Source organism: Sedimentibacter sp. zth1 (assembly GCF_017352195.1).
Lineage (GTDB): Bacteria > Bacillota > Clostridia > Tissierellales > Sedimentibacteraceae > UBA1535.
The window spans coordinates 1,324,432-1,340,242 of sequence record NZ_CP071445.1; the positions used below are offsets into that span (position 1 = coordinate 1,324,432).

Consider the following 15,811-nt stretch of genomic DNA (forward strand, 5'->3'; position numbering starts at 1 on the left):
GTAAGCTGAATAATTATTTAGCTTACCTCTTAATATTTTACATTAATTTGTCTATAGCATAAATAAATTTATCTACTAAATCAGGATCAAACTGTGTACCCTTGCAACGCCTTAATTCCTCAAAAGCATCCTCGTAGTTTTTCTTGCGTTGATATGGTCTGTTTGCAGTCATTGCATCAAAACTATCTGATATTGACAACATCCTAGATAGTTCGTTTATGTTATTACCCTTTAATCCATATGGATATCCAGAGCCATCAAATCTCTCATGATGCTGACGAACAATGTCTACAATATTGTTATCAATTTGATGCATCTGTCCAATAATATCTGCACTGTCAATTGGATGCTTTTTAATCTCATCCCATTCCTCTTTTGTAAGTTTCTTGTTCGAAATCAATATATCTTTAGAAATATTTATCTTGCCTATATCGTGTAAATACGCACCATAGACTAATTGCTTTTTTTCCTCATTACATAGCTTTAAATAATCAGCAAAAATCTGGCAGTAAATAACTACACGCTCTGTATGGCTATATGTATAATGGTCTCTTGAGTTTACAATAGTAATTAGTGCTTTTACTGATGTCATACCCTTATCGTTATCAATATCCAAGTCAGAAAACTGCTCAAATACAGATGTATACAACTCAACTCTATTTTTACGAAAAAACTTTGCCCTGTACAATGCAATATCAGCACGTTCAATAAAGTTTCTAACATTATCATCACTTTTTTTTCTTTCTGAAACCCCAATAGAAATCGTTAAATTATGATTAGGCATAAGCTCCTGACCTTTAAATTTATGGTCATATATTTTTTCCCTTATATTGTTGGCAAATTCAATCGCCTTTTTCTGATTTATACCAGGGTAAATTACTGTAAATTCTTCTCCGCCATATCTGCAAATTATATCTTTTTGTTCTGAACTACTTTTAATCACATAGGCTATTTCCTTTAATATATCGTCACCAACCTGATGTCCATATAAATCGTTGTAAGACTTAAAATAATCTATATCAATCATTATAACTGAAATAGCTTTTTCACATTCAGGGTCATTTTTAAACATATTTTCTAAAGTTTCATAAAAATAACAATGGTTATATAAACCTGTTAAAAAATCTATATTGGCACGGTTTTTCAATTCAGATATATGTTCACCTTCAATTTTTACATAGAAACCAACCACCCAAGCTACTAAATAGAACATTGCAGTCAATGCTATGTCTGACTGAAAATAAGGATTTACACCATCACTTTTATACATAATCAAATCCATCGCTAATATAGTAATTGAGGATATTGTCGCAACATATGAGCCTAAATTAAACCCATACTCCATAGTATATACAACTATCATAAACAAGAACATATACTTATAATAACTTTCATATCCTCCACTATATAACAGTGCACATAAACATATTAAATAGTAGACTACTATTTCAACGTATTTGCAAAATTTATTATTAACAAACTTAATATTGACTACAAACCACAAAATAACAACTGCAATTATAACAACCAAAAATACTACTGGCATTAGAATATTAAAATTTGACCAAATGTGAAATGCATTTTCAGTAAAATAATATTGAAAAACTGGTGTTGTACAAAAAAGCAATGCCAAAATTTTCAAGGTGAAAAACATACTGTTAAATTTTTTTTGCTTTTCATTGTCCCATTCGTGCATTTTATAATTCACCTCATTAAATAATTTGGTAGGAGAGAACACAATTTCTCACCTACCCTACTGAAAAATAACTTTACTTATCCTGCAATGATTTTGGCTCTACAGGTTGGTAAGCCCACCAAAAGCAAGCAGAAGTCGCAACTAGAGTTGCTACTAAAGTAGCTAGAATCGAAATGATAGATAATAATTTTTTTTTCATATTAAGCTCCTCCTATATTATTTTCTATTAGGTTTGATATACTCCTAATAATTTATCAATAGCTTTAATAAAACTATGACCTATTTTAGTAAGCATTATTACCTGCCACAAAACAGAAAGTGAAAGGCTTATAGCATAACTTATATAATACCCTCCGTAAATCATCTGCAATAATGCTAGAAATATGGTGATAACTGTAAAAAGAAGCAATACTATAAGTGCTTTCTTTCTTAGTCTTTTAATTTTTTCTGTATTTTTTATAGGTTTATTAGGGTTATCCACCGGAGCAAATTTATAAACTAATATGTAAGAACCTATATAAATAGCCATCATCCCCATATATATGTATATCATGCTAACATAAGGTATTATAATAAACCTTGATATATATGAAAATAAATCTATAAAAACAACACTGATTATTACACAACTGTTAAGGCTAGCTGAATGAGCCCCTCCTATAACTCTTCTTAATAATCCTACAGAAATAAAAATAATTAATGCTTCAATAAAAAAACCAAATACTAGCGCTATTGTACATGATAGTATAAAAATAGTCATAAATTGAATTATTGCAACAAGACCATATGATATAACACTAATTTTTTCTTCATCTGCTTCTATTGATTTTCCAATGCTTCGAGCTATTTTTTTACTCAACCACTCCATTTAACATTCCTTTTTTTCTTTTAATATTTAATTTATAAAAAACAAACATAACCAATACTAATACTACATTTGTTGGAGCTCCAAGTAACGATTTATAGATTCTACTAGATATATTACCATTACTATTTAAAATTAACATTATAATATCATGTCCAATAATAAAATTTAATACTTTTAAATTTATTAGTTCAAGAATTAATATAGACATTGTAGTAGTTAACGCACTTAGAACGGTATAAAATGTCGAAGTTTTCAATAAAACTACTGACAGTAATATGTCTGAAATTATTATGAGAACTGTATGATATCCAAAGCTTATAACCGATATTTGACGAATTCCAAACATAATAACAGCTAATATTATTGCTGCTAACAGCATAGTTTTAACGTCAGCCTTCCTCCTATTAAATGCATATAGTGATAAAACATATCCTAAAGACTGTAAGAAATAACCTAAAACGCCATCAGCTAAAAAAAGAACAACATAATTCAAAATTTTACCCCCTCAGTTTAGTTTTGCTTTGTTTAAATTTAATGTTTTTATTGTATAAAAAACTATTATTCCTAAAAAAGAGTGTATAAGAATATCTCCGATACTCATAATACTAAAACCCAAATCAATATAGTCACCAAAAAAATTAAGAGATGTTGAAGAACTCATCAATATATGTAAGTTATCAACACCTTGCGACAAAATACCATTTTTATAAAAGCCCGTTATATTTGATAAAGTTGGATAAACAGGCATTTTGCCATTATTACATGCTATAACAGCTCTATTTAATATACTCCCGATAATTACAAAGACTGAACCACATATAGCCGGACTGTAAAGCTTTCTATATATAATAGGTACAAGTAATGAAATATTAAACGCATATTGTATATATACTGCGTACCTCACAAAACTATAATTTCCAAACAAAGCATTAATTTGAAAAAATAAATGCACCAATTCTATCATAATAAGAGGGTATAAATCGTACGCCTTTATAAGATTTTTACAATCATATTTTTTTATACGTGCAATTAATAATGGTATAACTAATATAAACAAAAGCATACATGCACTCCATTCGACAATTTTATACATAATTTTCAAAAAAACATCAATTATATAATAGCACACTAGAAAATAACATGCAATATTAAATATAGCAAACTTAATAGACTAAAAATCGTTATGAAGTTAACAAATAATCATTATCAATAAAACATTAATACATAATAATTTACTACAAATATTTTTTTCTAACATAATCTGACAATATTTCTTTTGTATTGTATTCAGGGTTATCAAGTACCAAATCTAATAGATTTCTCAATATCTCAGTATAAACCTTTCCCTGCTCTATTCCCAGCTCTTTTAGCTTCATACCTCCAATTGCTAAATCCTTTATGCATATAGGTTCATTTCTTGAAATGATTTTATTGCATTTACATCTTAGAACTTCCACTTTTTCAATATTTGTAGTATCTTTCTTTCCTTTTATATCTGCAATATTTAATTTAAACATATCATCAAGTCTTGATATTCCCACATTATTTATAAACCTCTTTACGCCCTTATCCTTCATATCAATTTCTTTCAGATAATGATACCTTACCAAAGTACTTACATCCTCAATCCTTTCATTTGAATAACGTAATCTTTTCATTATTATTTTTGAAGCTTCTGCTGACATGATATGATGGCCATAAAAATGTCCTCTACCAGTATCGTCAACTGTAAAACACTCAGGTTTACTTATATCATGTAAAAGAGCTGCGAGTCTTAAATTCAGTTTTGGTTCAATATTATCAAGCACAGTCATAATGTGTTCAAATACGTCCTTATTGTGATATTGATTCTTTTGTTCAAATCCCACAGTACCAATAATCTCTGGTAAAATAAAATCTATAAGGTGAGTTTCAACAAGTTTCTTAATACCTAATGATGGCTTTTTACTTAGTAATATCTTATTAAGCTCATCCTGAATTCTTTCTATACTTACTAACTGTATCAAAGAACTATTATTTTTTATTGATAATAAAGTATCTTTATGTATACTAAATCCGAGCTGACTCATAAATCTGACTGCTCTAAGCATACGTAATGAATCCTCTTTAAATCTATCATCAGGATTGCCAATACATCTAATTATCTTATTTTTTAAGTCATGTTTCCCATCAAATTTATCAATCAATATCTCATTGATATCACAGCACATTGCATTAACTGTAAAATCTCTTCTTTTTAAATCTTCACTCAATTCACATGAAAAATTAACATTATCTGGTCTTCTACCATCTGAATACTTTCCATCGCTTCTAAAAGTAGTAACCTCATACAAATTTTTATTTATAACAACTGTAATTGTACCATATTTCAATCCTGTAGGAATTGTTTTTTCAAATATAGATTTTATTTGATTAGGCATTGCACTCGTAGTAATATCAAAATCTTCAATTTTTTTATTTAATAAATAATTTCTTACCGCACCACCAACAACGAATGCTTCAAAGTCGCTATTTATTAATTTATTCAATATATACTTAACGTCTTCATTTAACATAATTTCTCCCTAATAATATACTATAATATAATTATTATACCCCTATTAAAGCATTATTAAAATATTATTTTATATAAAAAAGTTCTAGGCGAAGTAGAACTTTCTAGTATATAAAAATAGAATCAGAAGCATTATGCTACTGATTCATTTTTAATTAATCATATTTATTGTACTAATTTTTCTTTAATAACTTCTATTCCCTTTTGCAATTGGTTATCAGTATCTAAATAATCAACACCTATTCCTTTAATATCTTCCGGTAACTCTACAACTAAATCTGGTTCAATTCCTATACCATGAATATTTACTCCACTTGGTGTAAAATATTCTGAAATAGTCATTTTTACACCTGCTCCATCATCACCAAATCTTGAGATTCTTTGGACTATACCTTTGCCAAATGTCTTAGTTCCAATTAATGTTCCTGATTTTGTATCCTTAACTGCACCTGACATAATTTCCGAGGCACTTGCACTTCCACCATCAACTAACATAACTAACGGAATATCTATTTTATCTTTATCTGAAGGATAATATTCCTTTTCTCCAGCCTTTGTCTTGGTATATGTAACAAAACCCTCTCCCATAAACATATCTGTTATTTCAACCGATGTATCAATTAATCCACCTGGATTTCCTCTTAGGTCAACTATTATTCCCTTCATTCCTTCTTTTTTGAGTTCATTATACTGTGTTTTAAAATCAGCAGCTGTTTCACTATCAAAAGTTGTAATTCTAATATACCCTATTTGATCTGGAAGCATTTGTGATTTAACAGAAACAATTCTGATTTTTTCTCTTACTATATCTACATCAAATACATTTTGTTTTCCATCTCCATCAATTCTAAGTATTGTAATTTTAACACTTGTATTTGGAGCACCCTTCATTACTTTTACTGCAACATCCATTTTATCTGCAGGATATTCTTCACCATTTATTTTAATTATATAATCTCCTGACTTCAATCCAGCTTTTTCTGCTGGTGTATCCTCAATAGGAGCTATAACCATAATTTTATTATCTATACTAGGAGCTATATAAACACCTATTCCGTCAAATGAACCAGCAGTATGTTCCATCAATGATTTGTACTCTTCTTTTGACATATATTCTGTATATGGATCATCTAGTGCATTAAGCATTCCTTTAAGCCCACCACTTAGCATTTCAGATTGGTCTACTTCATATAAAAAGTTATTTTCTGCATAATTTATCAACGACTCAAATTGTCCATATTTTGCTACAAAAGACTTCATAAAATTAAAATCATCGTTTGACACTAATACTTTACCACCAGCTTCTACCAATGCGTAATTACCAAAAGTAAATGTAACAAATGCTGTTAACAATATAGCTACTACTATTGATAATATAAATTTTTTTCTAGAAATCATGTTTATCACTCCTACTCTATTATTATAATTATATATTTATGCGACTATAAAAACATTTATCCGTACTATTTATATTATATTATATTTTACCTAAATAGTATAGAAAAATATTGATAATAAAGAAATATTATATTATAATAATAATTGTGTATGCGCCATTAGCTCAATTGGATAGAGTAGCGGACTTCGAATCCGAAGGTTGTGGGTTCAATTCCCTCATGGCGTACCAACAAAGAAGGTGTACATATTCCACCTTCTTTATTTTTATATTTAATTTGAAATAAAATAATAACGGAGAATAGAAATGTATGAAAATGAAAAAGAAATTATAAATTTTGAAACAGGACTTAATAGATTTGTAGGCTCCAAAGATTTATATATAACATGCCTAATAAAATTTATAGAAGATAAAAGTTTTGATTTAGCAAAAGAAGCTATGTTTTTAAAATCATATGATAAAGCATTTGAAAATCTTCATGCCCTTAAAGGATTAAGCGGAAATTTAAGTTTGGATTTATTATATGATTGCTGCTGTAATATTGTAGATGAACTTAGAAGCAAAAAACACAATAATTTAGATAAACAATTTTCTGATTTATCTAATAAGTATTATAAAACAATAGAATATATTAAGTTTTTATATACTAATAAATAGAACTATAAGAACTTAAGTTTTATATATGTATATATTGTCGTAATTTTTAGTAATTTTATGGCATATTGTAACATCTTTTTAAATAATAAGATTATATAATAGCTTTGTAATTTTACTATTTGGAGGATAATTATAACATGAAATATTATACTAATATTAACAATGATAACATTATAAAGCAACCTAAAATTCATGACTTGAATTATGCAAATATAGATGAAGAATATAGACTGCGCAATAAGAATGTTCAAAAGAATTTTTTTGTTGTTGGAACACCTCAACTAAGTATTGGCAAATTTCAATGGAGTGCATTATATAATCCAAAAAACTCAAAAACTTCACTTTTTGTTGATGAAACTTGCGCAGTAAATTTTTCTTCTTCTCCAATTATAGAAAGTTTCTATATAAATCCATCAGTCTGCTATGAAGGTCTTAGATATATGTATGGAACACCAAGTAGCTTAGAGTACCAATATAATTCAAGTGGAGTTGTAATAATGTATCAAGGAAGTAATAACATGTTATCTAGTAACGAATCAAATTCACTCAGAATCTTACAACCATATTATACCGATACTGTACAAAGAAAAGGAACCATAGTTATTTCGCCAGGAAAATCAATATTACTACTAGTTAGTTCTATTAATTCTTCTTCACCATCCTGTGCATTTAGCTTTTATTGGTGGGAAGAAAAATAAAAAATACTACTATGAGAAAATAATCCCATAGTAGTATTTTTTTAGCAATTATAATATTTTATAAATTCTTCTGGATGAGGCATACGATTAACTTCGTAAAAATCATTCTTAATTTTGTTAATATGATTTTTAATTATATTTTCTGTAAAAACGTCACCAATAAGCAAAAATTCATGGTCTTTTTCTAGTTCGTTTGCTGCATCTAATAGGCTTGTTGGCAAGCTAGCCATTTTTTCAAGTTCTTCCTTAGATAACTTATATAAATTTGCATCCATAGGACCAAATTCTTTATAATCTAATTTATTTATTATACCATCAAAAGCTGCCATCATAACTGCTGCATAAGTTAAATAAGGATTACATGTTCCATCTGGAGAACGCAACTCAAATCTTTTTTCATCTGGTTCAATAGTATACCCTGGTACTCTTATTGATGCACTTCTATTTGAAGCTCCAAAGCATATATTTAATGGTGCTTCATAACCTGGTACTAATCTTCTGTATGAATTAGTTGAAGGATTAGCAATAGCAGTCAGCGCTTTAAGGTGTTTTAAAATGCCTGCAATTGCATATAAAGCTGTATCTGATAAATCTGAGTATCCTCCCTTTTCAAAGAAAATATAATTTTCTCCATTTTTAAGTTGAATATGTATATGCTGTGAACTACCACACTCATTTGCAAATGGTTTTGGCATGAATGTCACAGTTTTATTATGTTTAACAGCACAATTATTAAGTAAATTTTTAAGTTTCATTGTTCTGTCTCCCATTTCCTTAACTCCTGCAAAATTAAGCTCTATCTCTGCTTGACCAGGTCCACCATTTTCTGCATGGCAATACTTAATTGGAATATTTACTTTTTCTGCTTCAACACATGCCTCAGTTCTAAAATCATATCCTGCATCAAATGGTGAATCCAAATGATATGCTGCATCTTCTTCTACTTTAAATCCTAAATTTTGTGTGTCCTTCTTACCCATATTCCATTTAGCTTGTTTTGAATCTAACAATACTTCCATATGATTATCTAAATTTTCATATGACGCATGGTCTAATACATAAAATTCAAACTCAGGTCCTAATAAACACTTATCTGCTATATTATTTTTAGCCATATATATTTCAGTCTTTTCTGCAATATATCTAGGATCATCTTCAAATCTTTCTAGTTTCCCATTTACTATCTTATAAATATCCGCTATAACTACAAGAGTTTTATATTTTTTATAAGAATCAATATAGGCAGTAGACAAATCAGGCATCATTACCATATCAGATTTTTCTACGGTTAGAAAACCATAACTTGAGCCATCAAAACCTATACCCTTATTCATAATATCTTCTGTAAGCTTTTGAGAGGTAATTGAAAGTCTATGCCATCTACCTGATAAATCTACAACTTTAAAATCAATTACTTCAATTTTTTCGTTTTTACAATACTTTATCATGTCATTGATATTCTTAAACATAACTAATCTCCCTTTATAATTAATTAACATTTGTGAAAATGTTTTCTTAATTCTAGCACTTATTACTTGTTATGTCAATTTAACATATATTATCTGAAAATAATATATGTTTCTAATTTATATACAATATATTATTGTTAATCTTGAAATATAGTAATGTTTACTATATAATATATATATATAAAACATTAGGAGAAAATATATGGAAAATAAAGATATATTAAATCTACTAAATAATTTTTCATTAGATAATAATATCCAATATAATAAAATACCAAATATAGCTTTATATATGGAGCAAGTTTTAACTTTTTTGAATGAGGAGTTAGAGCAATACAAAACGAATGACGATGATAAACTTTATACAAAATCTATGATTAATAATTACGTTAAAGCACAGATATTGACTAAACCTAATAACAAAAAATATACATCTAATCAAGTTGTTGAAATTATAATTATATTTTATTTGAAGCAAATATTGACAATAGATGATATAAAAAGTTTATTTGATAATACACTTGATAAAAATAATATAAAAAATGTATATGATTTATATTTAAATTATACTACCAAAGCGTTATCTAATACAAATTCTGAAATTGAACAATACTTGGATTTATTAAGCTCAGATGAAAACATCAAAAATGATGACGAAAGAATTTTTACACTTATTGGATTACTTACAGCTAAAGCTAATTACTACAAATTATTTTCGCAAAAACTAATAAATACATTAAGAAATGATTTTGAGGAAAAAAATAAAGATAATGAAAAGAAAAGTAAAGAGTTAGCAAAACAATCCAAAGATGCTGAGAAAGAAAAAAAGGAAAAAGAAAAGATAGAAAAGCAAAAAGAAAAAATAGAAAAACAAAAAGAAAAATGTCAAAAGCTTGAAATTAAGCACTCTGAAAAACTTAATATAAATACAAACCTAAAGTCTGAATAAATTTCAGGCTTTTTTTCTTGTGTTTTAATCTAAATCACAATTAAATTCATCCGCTAATTTAAATATATTTTATCACTATAAATATTAGTTATAATTCCATTCTTTTGTATGAATTTGTTTTATTTTACATATATGCTAAGAGTGCATATAATTATAGCGTTATAATAATAAATATAAATTGGAGGATTTATGATGAAAGATAAACATGAAATTAAAAAGCCTTTCATTGAAAGTAAAAAGTTTATAGCATTATCTGGAGCAATCATAGGGATTATTGCTGTAATATTAGTTAAACTAGGCAATCCGTTAAATATGGGATTTTGCATAGCCTGTTTTGAAAGAGATATTGCCGGAGCAATTGGATTACACAGAGCAAATGTAGTTCAATATCTAAGACCAGAAATTATAGGACTTATTTTTGGAGCATTTATTTGTGCTATAGCATCTAAAGAATTCAAATCAAAGGGTGGCTCTTCACCTGTTACAAGATTTTTCCTAAGTATCGCAGTAATGATTGGAGCATTAATGTTTTTAGGATGTCCACTTAGAATGGTTCTTAGAATAGCTGGAGGTGACCTAAATGCAATTGTTGGTTTAGTTGGGTTTGTCATTGGAATACTTATTGGAATTTTATTTTTAAATAAAGGGTTTACACTTAAAAGAAACTACAAAACATCAAGCTTCGATGGATATGTAATGCCAATTATAATGATAGGAATGTTAGCACTTTTAGTAGTGAAGCCTGCATTCATATTCTTTAGTGAAAGTGGGCCAGGAAGCTTACATGCACCTATCGTAGTTTCTCTTATTGGTGGTTTAATTGTTGGCGCAATAGCTCAAAAATCAAGAATTTGTATGGTTGGTGGAATAAGAGATGCTATACTTTTTAAAGAAACTCATCTCCTTATAGGATTTATGTCTATTTTGGTAGTTACTCTTATTGGTAATTTGATAACTGGAAACTTTAATTTAGGGTTTTTAAATCAACCAGTTGCACATAATGATTGGTTATGGAATATTCTTGGCATGGCACTTGTTGGTTGGGCTTCTGTATTATTAGGTGGATGTCCATTAAGACAGCTTATACTTACTGGCGAAGGCAATGTAGATTCTGCAGTTTCAGTTTTAGGTATGATAATTGGTGCAGCAATAGTACATAATTTTTCACTTGCTTCAAGTCCTGATGGACCTACTTCTAATGGAAAAATTGCTGTAATAATATGCTTTATATTTGTTTTTATCGTTTCTATAGTTAACTCGATAACAAAAAAGCAAATTAAAAATAATTAATTTTAAATTGAATGGAGATAAATAATATGATAAAAATAGATACATGTGGAACATCATGTCCACAACCAATATTAATGACAAAAAAATCAATTAATAATGATACTAAAAATATAGAAGTAATTGTAGATAACAATACTTCAAAAACTAATGTAAAGAAATACTTAATTAACCAAGGATTCAATGTTATCATAGACGAAAATAAAGATAATTTTGTTGTAAGAGGTTCTAAATAGCATGAATTATATCGTAATATTCTTTTCTCAATCTGGAGCAATAAAATTTAACAAACAAATGATTAATAAAGGTATTAAATGCATATTATCTCCAACTCCAAGAACATTAAGTTCAAGCTGTGGGACTTGTGCAAATATACTCTTTGAGAGTGATATAAATGAATTAATTGAAGACGAGATAGAGAGCATATATTCAGTTGATAACAAAAGAAATTATATGTTATTATTTGATAATCACAATTAAATAAAGGAGCTTTAAACAGCTCCTTTATTATCTTTGTTTCTCAATTTGTCGATTTTATAGTTAAGATATAACTGATAATTGCCTAGAAACTCATTTACAATATCTAATTCTTCATTAGTATATTTATCAAAAAATAGAGTACTTCTTTTCTCCCAATCGACATGCCATTGCTCGTGTACTTTATATAATTCGCTACCTTTATCAGTCAATCTAAAATATATTTCTTTTTTATTGCAATCTAATTGATAACTTACTATGACATTCTTCTCCATCAATTTTCTTGTAATCTTACTGATAGCACCTCGAGTCATATTCATTTTTTCAGCAATCTTGGTAACATTAGCATATTCAATTTTACCTATTATATCAACGCAATGAACCTCTGAATTACAGAAATTACTCATCATGTCTTTTTCAGTTAACTTTTGTATAGTTTTAATTTTTTCATCAATACTGTTGAACTGTTTAAGTACAGCAATTAAAGTAGATTTATTCAAAATCTATTCCTCCCTAGTTTACACGCTTAGTTATTTTTATAAAGCCAATTAACTTTTTTATAATATATTATTAATATAATAGCACTTAAAACCCAAGTTACTGGCCACCCCATAAATACAAATCTTATGTTATTAAATATTTTAGCTGTTACAGTAATCCATATTACCCTACAAACACACCAACATGAAACCATAACATACATAGGCACTTTAGTAAGTCCTGCACCTCTCATAACTCCAGCTATAGTATGTGAAATTGCTAATAATAAATATCCTGGAACTACAGTGTTCATCATTAATTCACCAATTGCTATAAAATCTTGATTATCTGTAAATATAGACATGATTTGTGGTCCAAATATAATTAATAAAACTGATACAAATAATATTGTACTACAACTCATAATTAAACCTATTTTAGCTCCTTTTTTGACTCTCTCATATTTTTTAGCTCCAATATTTTGACCTACAAAAGTTGTTAAAGCCATTGAAAAACTCATTACAGGCATTAAGGCAAATCCAGCAACCTTAGTATAACATCCAGCACCAGCCATTGCAACTTTACCAAAACTATTGATATTAGCCTGAACTACAACATTTGAAAATGATACTACGGCATTTTGAATTGCACTTGGAAAACCAATTTTCAATATTTTTATTAGAATTTCTTTATAGAACTTAATTTTTTTTAAGTCTAGCTTATATGTTTGGTCTGTTTTTATCAATAATCTAATTGTCAAAATAGCACTTATAAATTGAGCTATTATTGTCGCATAAGCTACTCCAGCTATACCAAAATTAAATACTGCAACAAACAATAAATCTAGAACTATATTTAATACAGATGATATAATAAGAAAATATAAAGGATGTTTAGAATCTCCTACAGCCCTTAGCATACCCGTGCAAATGTTATAAATAATTAATCCTAATATACCAGCAAAAAAAATTTTTAAATATAAAATACTATCTGGCATAACTTCAGGGTCAACATTTACCCATTTCAATATAATTGGAGTTAATAGTACACCAATAATTGTGACAATTATTCCTGAAACTATAGTAAGTGCAAAAGTTGTATGAACAGCTTTATGTACACCAAGCTCATCCTCAGCTCCAAAGTAGTTAGAAATTACAACTCCACCGCCCATAGATAACCCCATAAAAAAACTAACCAATAAATTTATTACAGCTCCACTTGAATTTACTGCTGCCAGTGCATTATCTCCTATAAAATTTCCTACAACTATACTATCCACTGTATTGTATAATTGTTGAAATATGTTACCAATAAGTAACGGTGTTGAAAAATACAATAATTTCTTAAAAATACTTCCTTCTGTCATCAATCCTTTTTGTTTTGTGCATTCCATATATATGCGCCTCACTATAATATATTGTTTCTTAAGATACAATATAATACTTTTTTGTTTCCTTGTCAACATAATGTTACAACATAAAAAAAGTTGTAGGCTATTTAACTCACCTACAACTTCTTAAAATATTTAAGTTCACTTATTAAGTGCCTCTTAATATAGGTCTACATTTTTATAAAATTTGTTATTAGATAATACCTTGAGCCATCATTGCAGCTGCAACTTTTTTGAAACCAGCTAAGTTAGCGCCAGCAAATAAGTTGTATCCTAAACCAACTTCTTCAGCAGCATCAGCAGACATTTGATGAATATCATGCATAATTCTTACTAATTTGCTATCTACTTCTTCAGCAGTCCAAGATAATCTCATTGAGTTTTGACTCATTTCAAGAGCTGAACAAGCAACACCACAAGCATTAACAGCTTTTGATGGAGCAACTACCATATCTTTAGACATTAAAAATGCTACTGCATCATTTGTAGAAGGCATGTTAGCAACTTCTATAAAGTATTTAACTCCGTTATTAGCTATTTGTTCTGCTTCTTTCATTCTAATTTCATTTTGGAATGCACTTGGCATACAGATATCAACTTTTCTACCCCAAGGTTTTTCTCCAGGGAAGAATTCAACGCCAAATTTATCAGCATAATCTTTAACTTTATTTCTGTTAGAAGATCTCATTTCTAACATATAATCAATTTTTTCTTCTGTAACAACACCATCTTTATCATATATATATCCGTCTGGTCCTGATAAAGTAACAACTTTTGCACCTAAAGCAGCAGCTTTTTTAGCAACTCCCCATGCAACTTGTCCGAAACCTGAAATAGCTATTGTTTTTCCTTTTATAGTATCTTTTTGATGATCTAATACTTCATTTAAGTAATAAACAGCACCATATCCAGTAGCTTCTGGTCTTCCTATACAGCCACCAAATGATAATCCTTTACCAGTAAATGTACCGTTTTCGAAAGCTCCTCTTAATCTCTTATACTGTCCATACATATAACCAACTTCTCTTCCACCAACACCCATATCTCCTGCTGGTACATCTATGTCTGGTCCAATATGTCTATATAATTCACTCATGAAAGCTTGACAGAATCTCATTATTTCTCCGTCAGATTTTCCAGTTGGATCAAAGTCAGAACCACCTTTGCCTCCGCCTATTGGAAGACCTGTTAATGAGTTTTTAAATGTTTGTTCAAATCCTAAAAACTTCATTGTACTTACTGTAACATTTTTGTTAAATCTAATACCACCTTTGTATGGTCCAATAGCACTGTTAAATTGTACTCTGTATCCTCTGTTAACTTGTACATTTCCTTGATCATCTACCCATGAAACTCTAAAAGAAATTTGTCTTTCAGGTTCTACTAATCTTTCTAATAGTCCTGCTTTTTCATATTCTGGATGAGCTTCAATTGCTGGTTCTAATGAAGATAAAACTTCTTCAACTGTTTGAATAAATTCTTCTTCACCGGCATTTCTTACTTTTACTTGATCAATAACTCTTTTAATATAAGCGTTCATTAATGAATACCTCCAAATATATTTAATTAATTATAATCTTAACAATTAACCTCAATTTTTTTTACAAAAAATATAAGTAATTGATGTAATAATAATATATCATTACTATCTAATTATAGCAAAATAGCTTGTCTTTACAACCTAAATTTGATTGTAATATATTAATTATTTGTTATTATATGTATATAAAATTAGCAATTATACTATTTATAGTATTTTATTAATTATTTGTTAATATTTTTAATTTATAGTTAATAATATATTAAGTATTTGTAACACTAGACCGATTTATTTCTTTTTTTTGCTTTTAAAATATATTAAATACAATTATAATCGTATTCAATATATTT

17 protein-coding genes and 1 tRNA gene are annotated in these 15,811 nt (G+C 28.2%); 7 read left to right on the forward strand and 11 right to left on the reverse strand.

Going from position 1 to position 15,811, the window contains the following annotated elements:
• Nucleotides 1-37: 37 nt before the first annotated feature.
• The 7 genes from JYG23_RS06655 to JYG23_RS06685 all read right to left on the reverse strand — a co-directional run bounded on the left by JYG23_RS06655 (nt 38) and on the right by JYG23_RS06685 (nt 6,516).
• On the reverse strand, nt 38-1,696 hold the full coding sequence (locus tag JYG23_RS06655) for a diguanylate cyclase (RefSeq protein ID WP_207237703.1): 1,659 nt from the start codon (nt 1,694-1,696) through the stop codon (nt 38-40).
• Between the two features lie 73 nt (nt 1,697-1,769).
• Complete coding sequence (locus JYG23_RS06660) at nt 1,770-1,895, reverse strand: cyclic lactone autoinducer peptide (protein WP_207237704.1); 126 nt, start codon at nt 1,893-1,895, stop codon at nt 1,770-1,772.
• A gap of 27 nt (nt 1,896-1,922) precedes the next feature.
• On the reverse strand, nt 1,923-2,555 hold the full coding sequence (locus tag JYG23_RS06665; protein WP_207237705.1) for an accessory gene regulator ArgB-like protein: 633 nt from the start codon (nt 2,553-2,555) through the stop codon (nt 1,923-1,925).
• Nucleotides 2,548-3,057, reverse strand: coding sequence for a hypothetical protein (locus JYG23_RS06670; RefSeq protein ID WP_207237706.1), 510 nt, complete (start codon nt 3,055-3,057; stop codon nt 2,548-2,550). The genes JYG23_RS06665 and JYG23_RS06670 overlap by 8 nt, the downstream gene beginning before the upstream one ends.
• 12 nt (nt 3,058-3,069) lie before the next feature.
• The gene (locus JYG23_RS06675; protein WP_207237707.1) at nt 3,070-3,627 is read right to left on the reverse strand and encodes a DUF5317 family protein; all 558 of its coding nucleotides are present in this window, start codon (nt 3,625-3,627) and stop codon (nt 3,070-3,072) included.
• 172 nt (nt 3,628-3,799) lie between these two features.
• Nucleotides 3,800-5,119 carry a CCA tRNA nucleotidyltransferase gene (locus JYG23_RS06680; protein ID WP_207237708.1) on the reverse strand — a complete coding sequence of 440 codons (1,320 nt, stop codon included), beginning with the start codon at nt 5,117-5,119 and terminating at the stop codon, nt 3,800-3,802.
• Nucleotides 5,120-5,283: 164 nt separating this feature from the next.
• Nucleotides 5,284-6,516, reverse strand: a complete 1,233-nt coding sequence (locus JYG23_RS06685; protein ID WP_207237709.1) for a S41 family peptidase — start codon at nt 6,514-6,516, stop codon at nt 5,284-5,286.
• A 152-nt stretch (nt 6,517-6,668) separates the two neighbouring features.
• Here JYG23_RS06685 and JYG23_RS06690 point away from each other — a divergent pair.
• The 3 genes from JYG23_RS06690 to JYG23_RS06700 all read left to right on the forward strand — a co-directional run bounded on the left by JYG23_RS06690 (nt 6,669) and on the right by JYG23_RS06700 (nt 7,869).
• Nucleotides 6,669-6,745, forward strand: a tRNA-Arg gene (locus JYG23_RS06690).
• 75 nt (nt 6,746-6,820) lie between these two features.
• Nucleotides 6,821-7,171, forward strand: coding sequence for an Hpt domain-containing protein (locus JYG23_RS06695; protein ID WP_207237710.1), 351 nt, complete (start codon nt 6,821-6,823; stop codon nt 7,169-7,171).
• Nucleotides 7,172-7,308: 137 nt separating this feature from the next.
• Entirely contained in the window at nt 7,309-7,869 is a 561-nt protein-coding gene (locus JYG23_RS06700) for a DUF6143 family protein (RefSeq protein WP_207237711.1), read from the forward strand.
• Nucleotides 7,870-7,910: 41 nt separating this feature from the next.
• On the opposite strand, the gene glnA is transcribed toward JYG23_RS06700, so the two are convergent.
• A complete protein-coding gene (gene glnA, locus JYG23_RS06705) occupies nt 7,911-9,338 on the reverse strand; it encodes a type I glutamate--ammonia ligase (RefSeq protein ID WP_207237712.1) in 1,428 nt (475 codons plus the stop codon).
• A 202-nt stretch (nt 9,339-9,540) separates the two neighbouring features.
• Here glnA and JYG23_RS06710 point away from each other — a divergent pair, with 202 nt between their 5' ends.
• From JYG23_RS06710 to JYG23_RS06725, 4 genes are all read left to right on the forward strand, one after another.
• On the forward strand, nt 9,541-10,287 hold the full coding sequence (locus JYG23_RS06710; RefSeq protein WP_207237713.1) for a DUF1836 domain-containing protein: 747 nt from the start codon (nt 9,541-9,543) through the stop codon (nt 10,285-10,287).
• Between the two features lie 225 nt (nt 10,288-10,512).
• A complete protein-coding gene (yedE, locus tag JYG23_RS06715) occupies nt 10,513-11,577 on the forward strand; it encodes a YedE family putative selenium transporter (RefSeq protein ID WP_207237973.1) in 1,065 nt (354 codons plus the stop codon).
• Nucleotides 11,578-11,603: 26 nt separating this feature from the next.
• Entirely contained in the window at nt 11,604-11,810 is a 207-nt protein-coding gene (locus JYG23_RS06720; RefSeq protein ID WP_207237714.1) for a sulfurtransferase TusA family protein, read from the forward strand.
• A gap of 1 nt (nt 11,811) precedes the next feature.
• Nucleotides 11,812-12,054 (forward strand): DUF3343 domain-containing protein, encoded by a 243-nt coding sequence (locus JYG23_RS06725; protein ID WP_207237715.1) that lies wholly within the window; start codon nt 11,812-11,814, stop codon nt 12,052-12,054.
• A gap of 11 nt (nt 12,055-12,065) precedes the next feature.
• Here the strand turns inward: JYG23_RS06725 and JYG23_RS06730 are convergent, their stop codons facing one another.
• From JYG23_RS06730 to gdhA, 3 genes are all read right to left on the reverse strand, one after another.
• Complete coding sequence (locus JYG23_RS06730) at nt 12,066-12,551, reverse strand: MarR family transcriptional regulator (RefSeq protein WP_207237716.1); 486 nt, start codon at nt 12,549-12,551, stop codon at nt 12,066-12,068.
• Between the two features lie 26 nt (nt 12,552-12,577).
• Nucleotides 12,578-13,924 (reverse strand): MATE family efflux transporter, encoded by a 1,347-nt coding sequence (locus JYG23_RS06735; RefSeq protein WP_242631650.1) that lies wholly within the window; start codon nt 13,922-13,924, stop codon nt 12,578-12,580.
• A gap of 190 nt (nt 13,925-14,114) precedes the next feature.
• Nucleotides 14,115-15,461: an NADP-specific glutamate dehydrogenase gene (gene gdhA / locus JYG23_RS06740; protein ID WP_207237718.1), complete on the reverse strand. Its 1,347-nt coding sequence runs from the start codon at nt 15,459-15,461 to the stop codon at nt 14,115-14,117.
• Nucleotides 15,462-15,811: the final 350 nt, after the last annotated feature.

Bases quoted from the DNA above. Each gene is read 5' to 3' on its own strand.
- JYG23_RS06655 (WP_207237703.1), bottom strand. From the start codon at position 1,696: ATGCACGAATGGGACAATGAAAAGCAAAAAAAATTTAACAGTATGTTT.
- JYG23_RS06660 (WP_207237704.1), bottom strand. From the start codon at position 1,895: ATGAAAAAAAAATTATTATCTATCATTTCGATTCTAGCTACTTTAGTA.
- JYG23_RS06675 (WP_207237707.1), bottom strand. From the start codon at position 3,627: ATGCTTTTGTTTATATTAGTTATACCATTATTAATTGCACGTATAAAA.
- JYG23_RS06680 (WP_207237708.1), bottom strand. From the start codon at position 5,119: ATGTTAAATGAAGACGTTAAGTATATATTGAATAAATTAATAAATAGC.
- JYG23_RS06685 (WP_207237709.1), bottom strand. From the start codon at position 6,516: ATGATTTCTAGAAAAAAATTTATATTATCAATAGTAGTAGCTATATTG.
- JYG23_RS06695 (WP_207237710.1), top strand. From the start codon at position 6,821: ATGTATGAAAATGAAAAAGAAATTATAAATTTTGAAACAGGACTTAAT.
- JYG23_RS06700 (WP_207237711.1), top strand. From the start codon at position 7,309: ATGAAATATTATACTAATATTAACAATGATAACATTATAAAGCAACCT.
- glnA (WP_207237712.1), bottom strand. From the start codon at position 9,338: ATGTTTAAGAATATCAATGACATGATAAAGTATTGTAAAAACGAAAAA.
- JYG23_RS06710 (WP_207237713.1), top strand. From the start codon at position 9,541: ATGGAAAATAAAGATATATTAAATCTACTAAATAATTTTTCATTAGAT.
- JYG23_RS06720 (WP_207237714.1), top strand. From the start codon at position 11,604: ATGATAAAAATAGATACATGTGGAACATCATGTCCACAACCAATATTA.
- JYG23_RS06725 (WP_207237715.1), top strand. From the start codon at position 11,812: ATGAATTATATCGTAATATTCTTTTCTCAATCTGGAGCAATAAAATTT.
- JYG23_RS06735 (WP_242631650.1), bottom strand. From the start codon at position 13,924: ATGGAATGCACAAAACAAAAAGGATTGATGACAGAAGGAAGTATTTTT.
- gdhA (WP_207237718.1), bottom strand. From the start codon at position 15,461: ATGAACGCTTATATTAAAAGAGTTATTGATCAAGTAAAAGTAAGAAAT.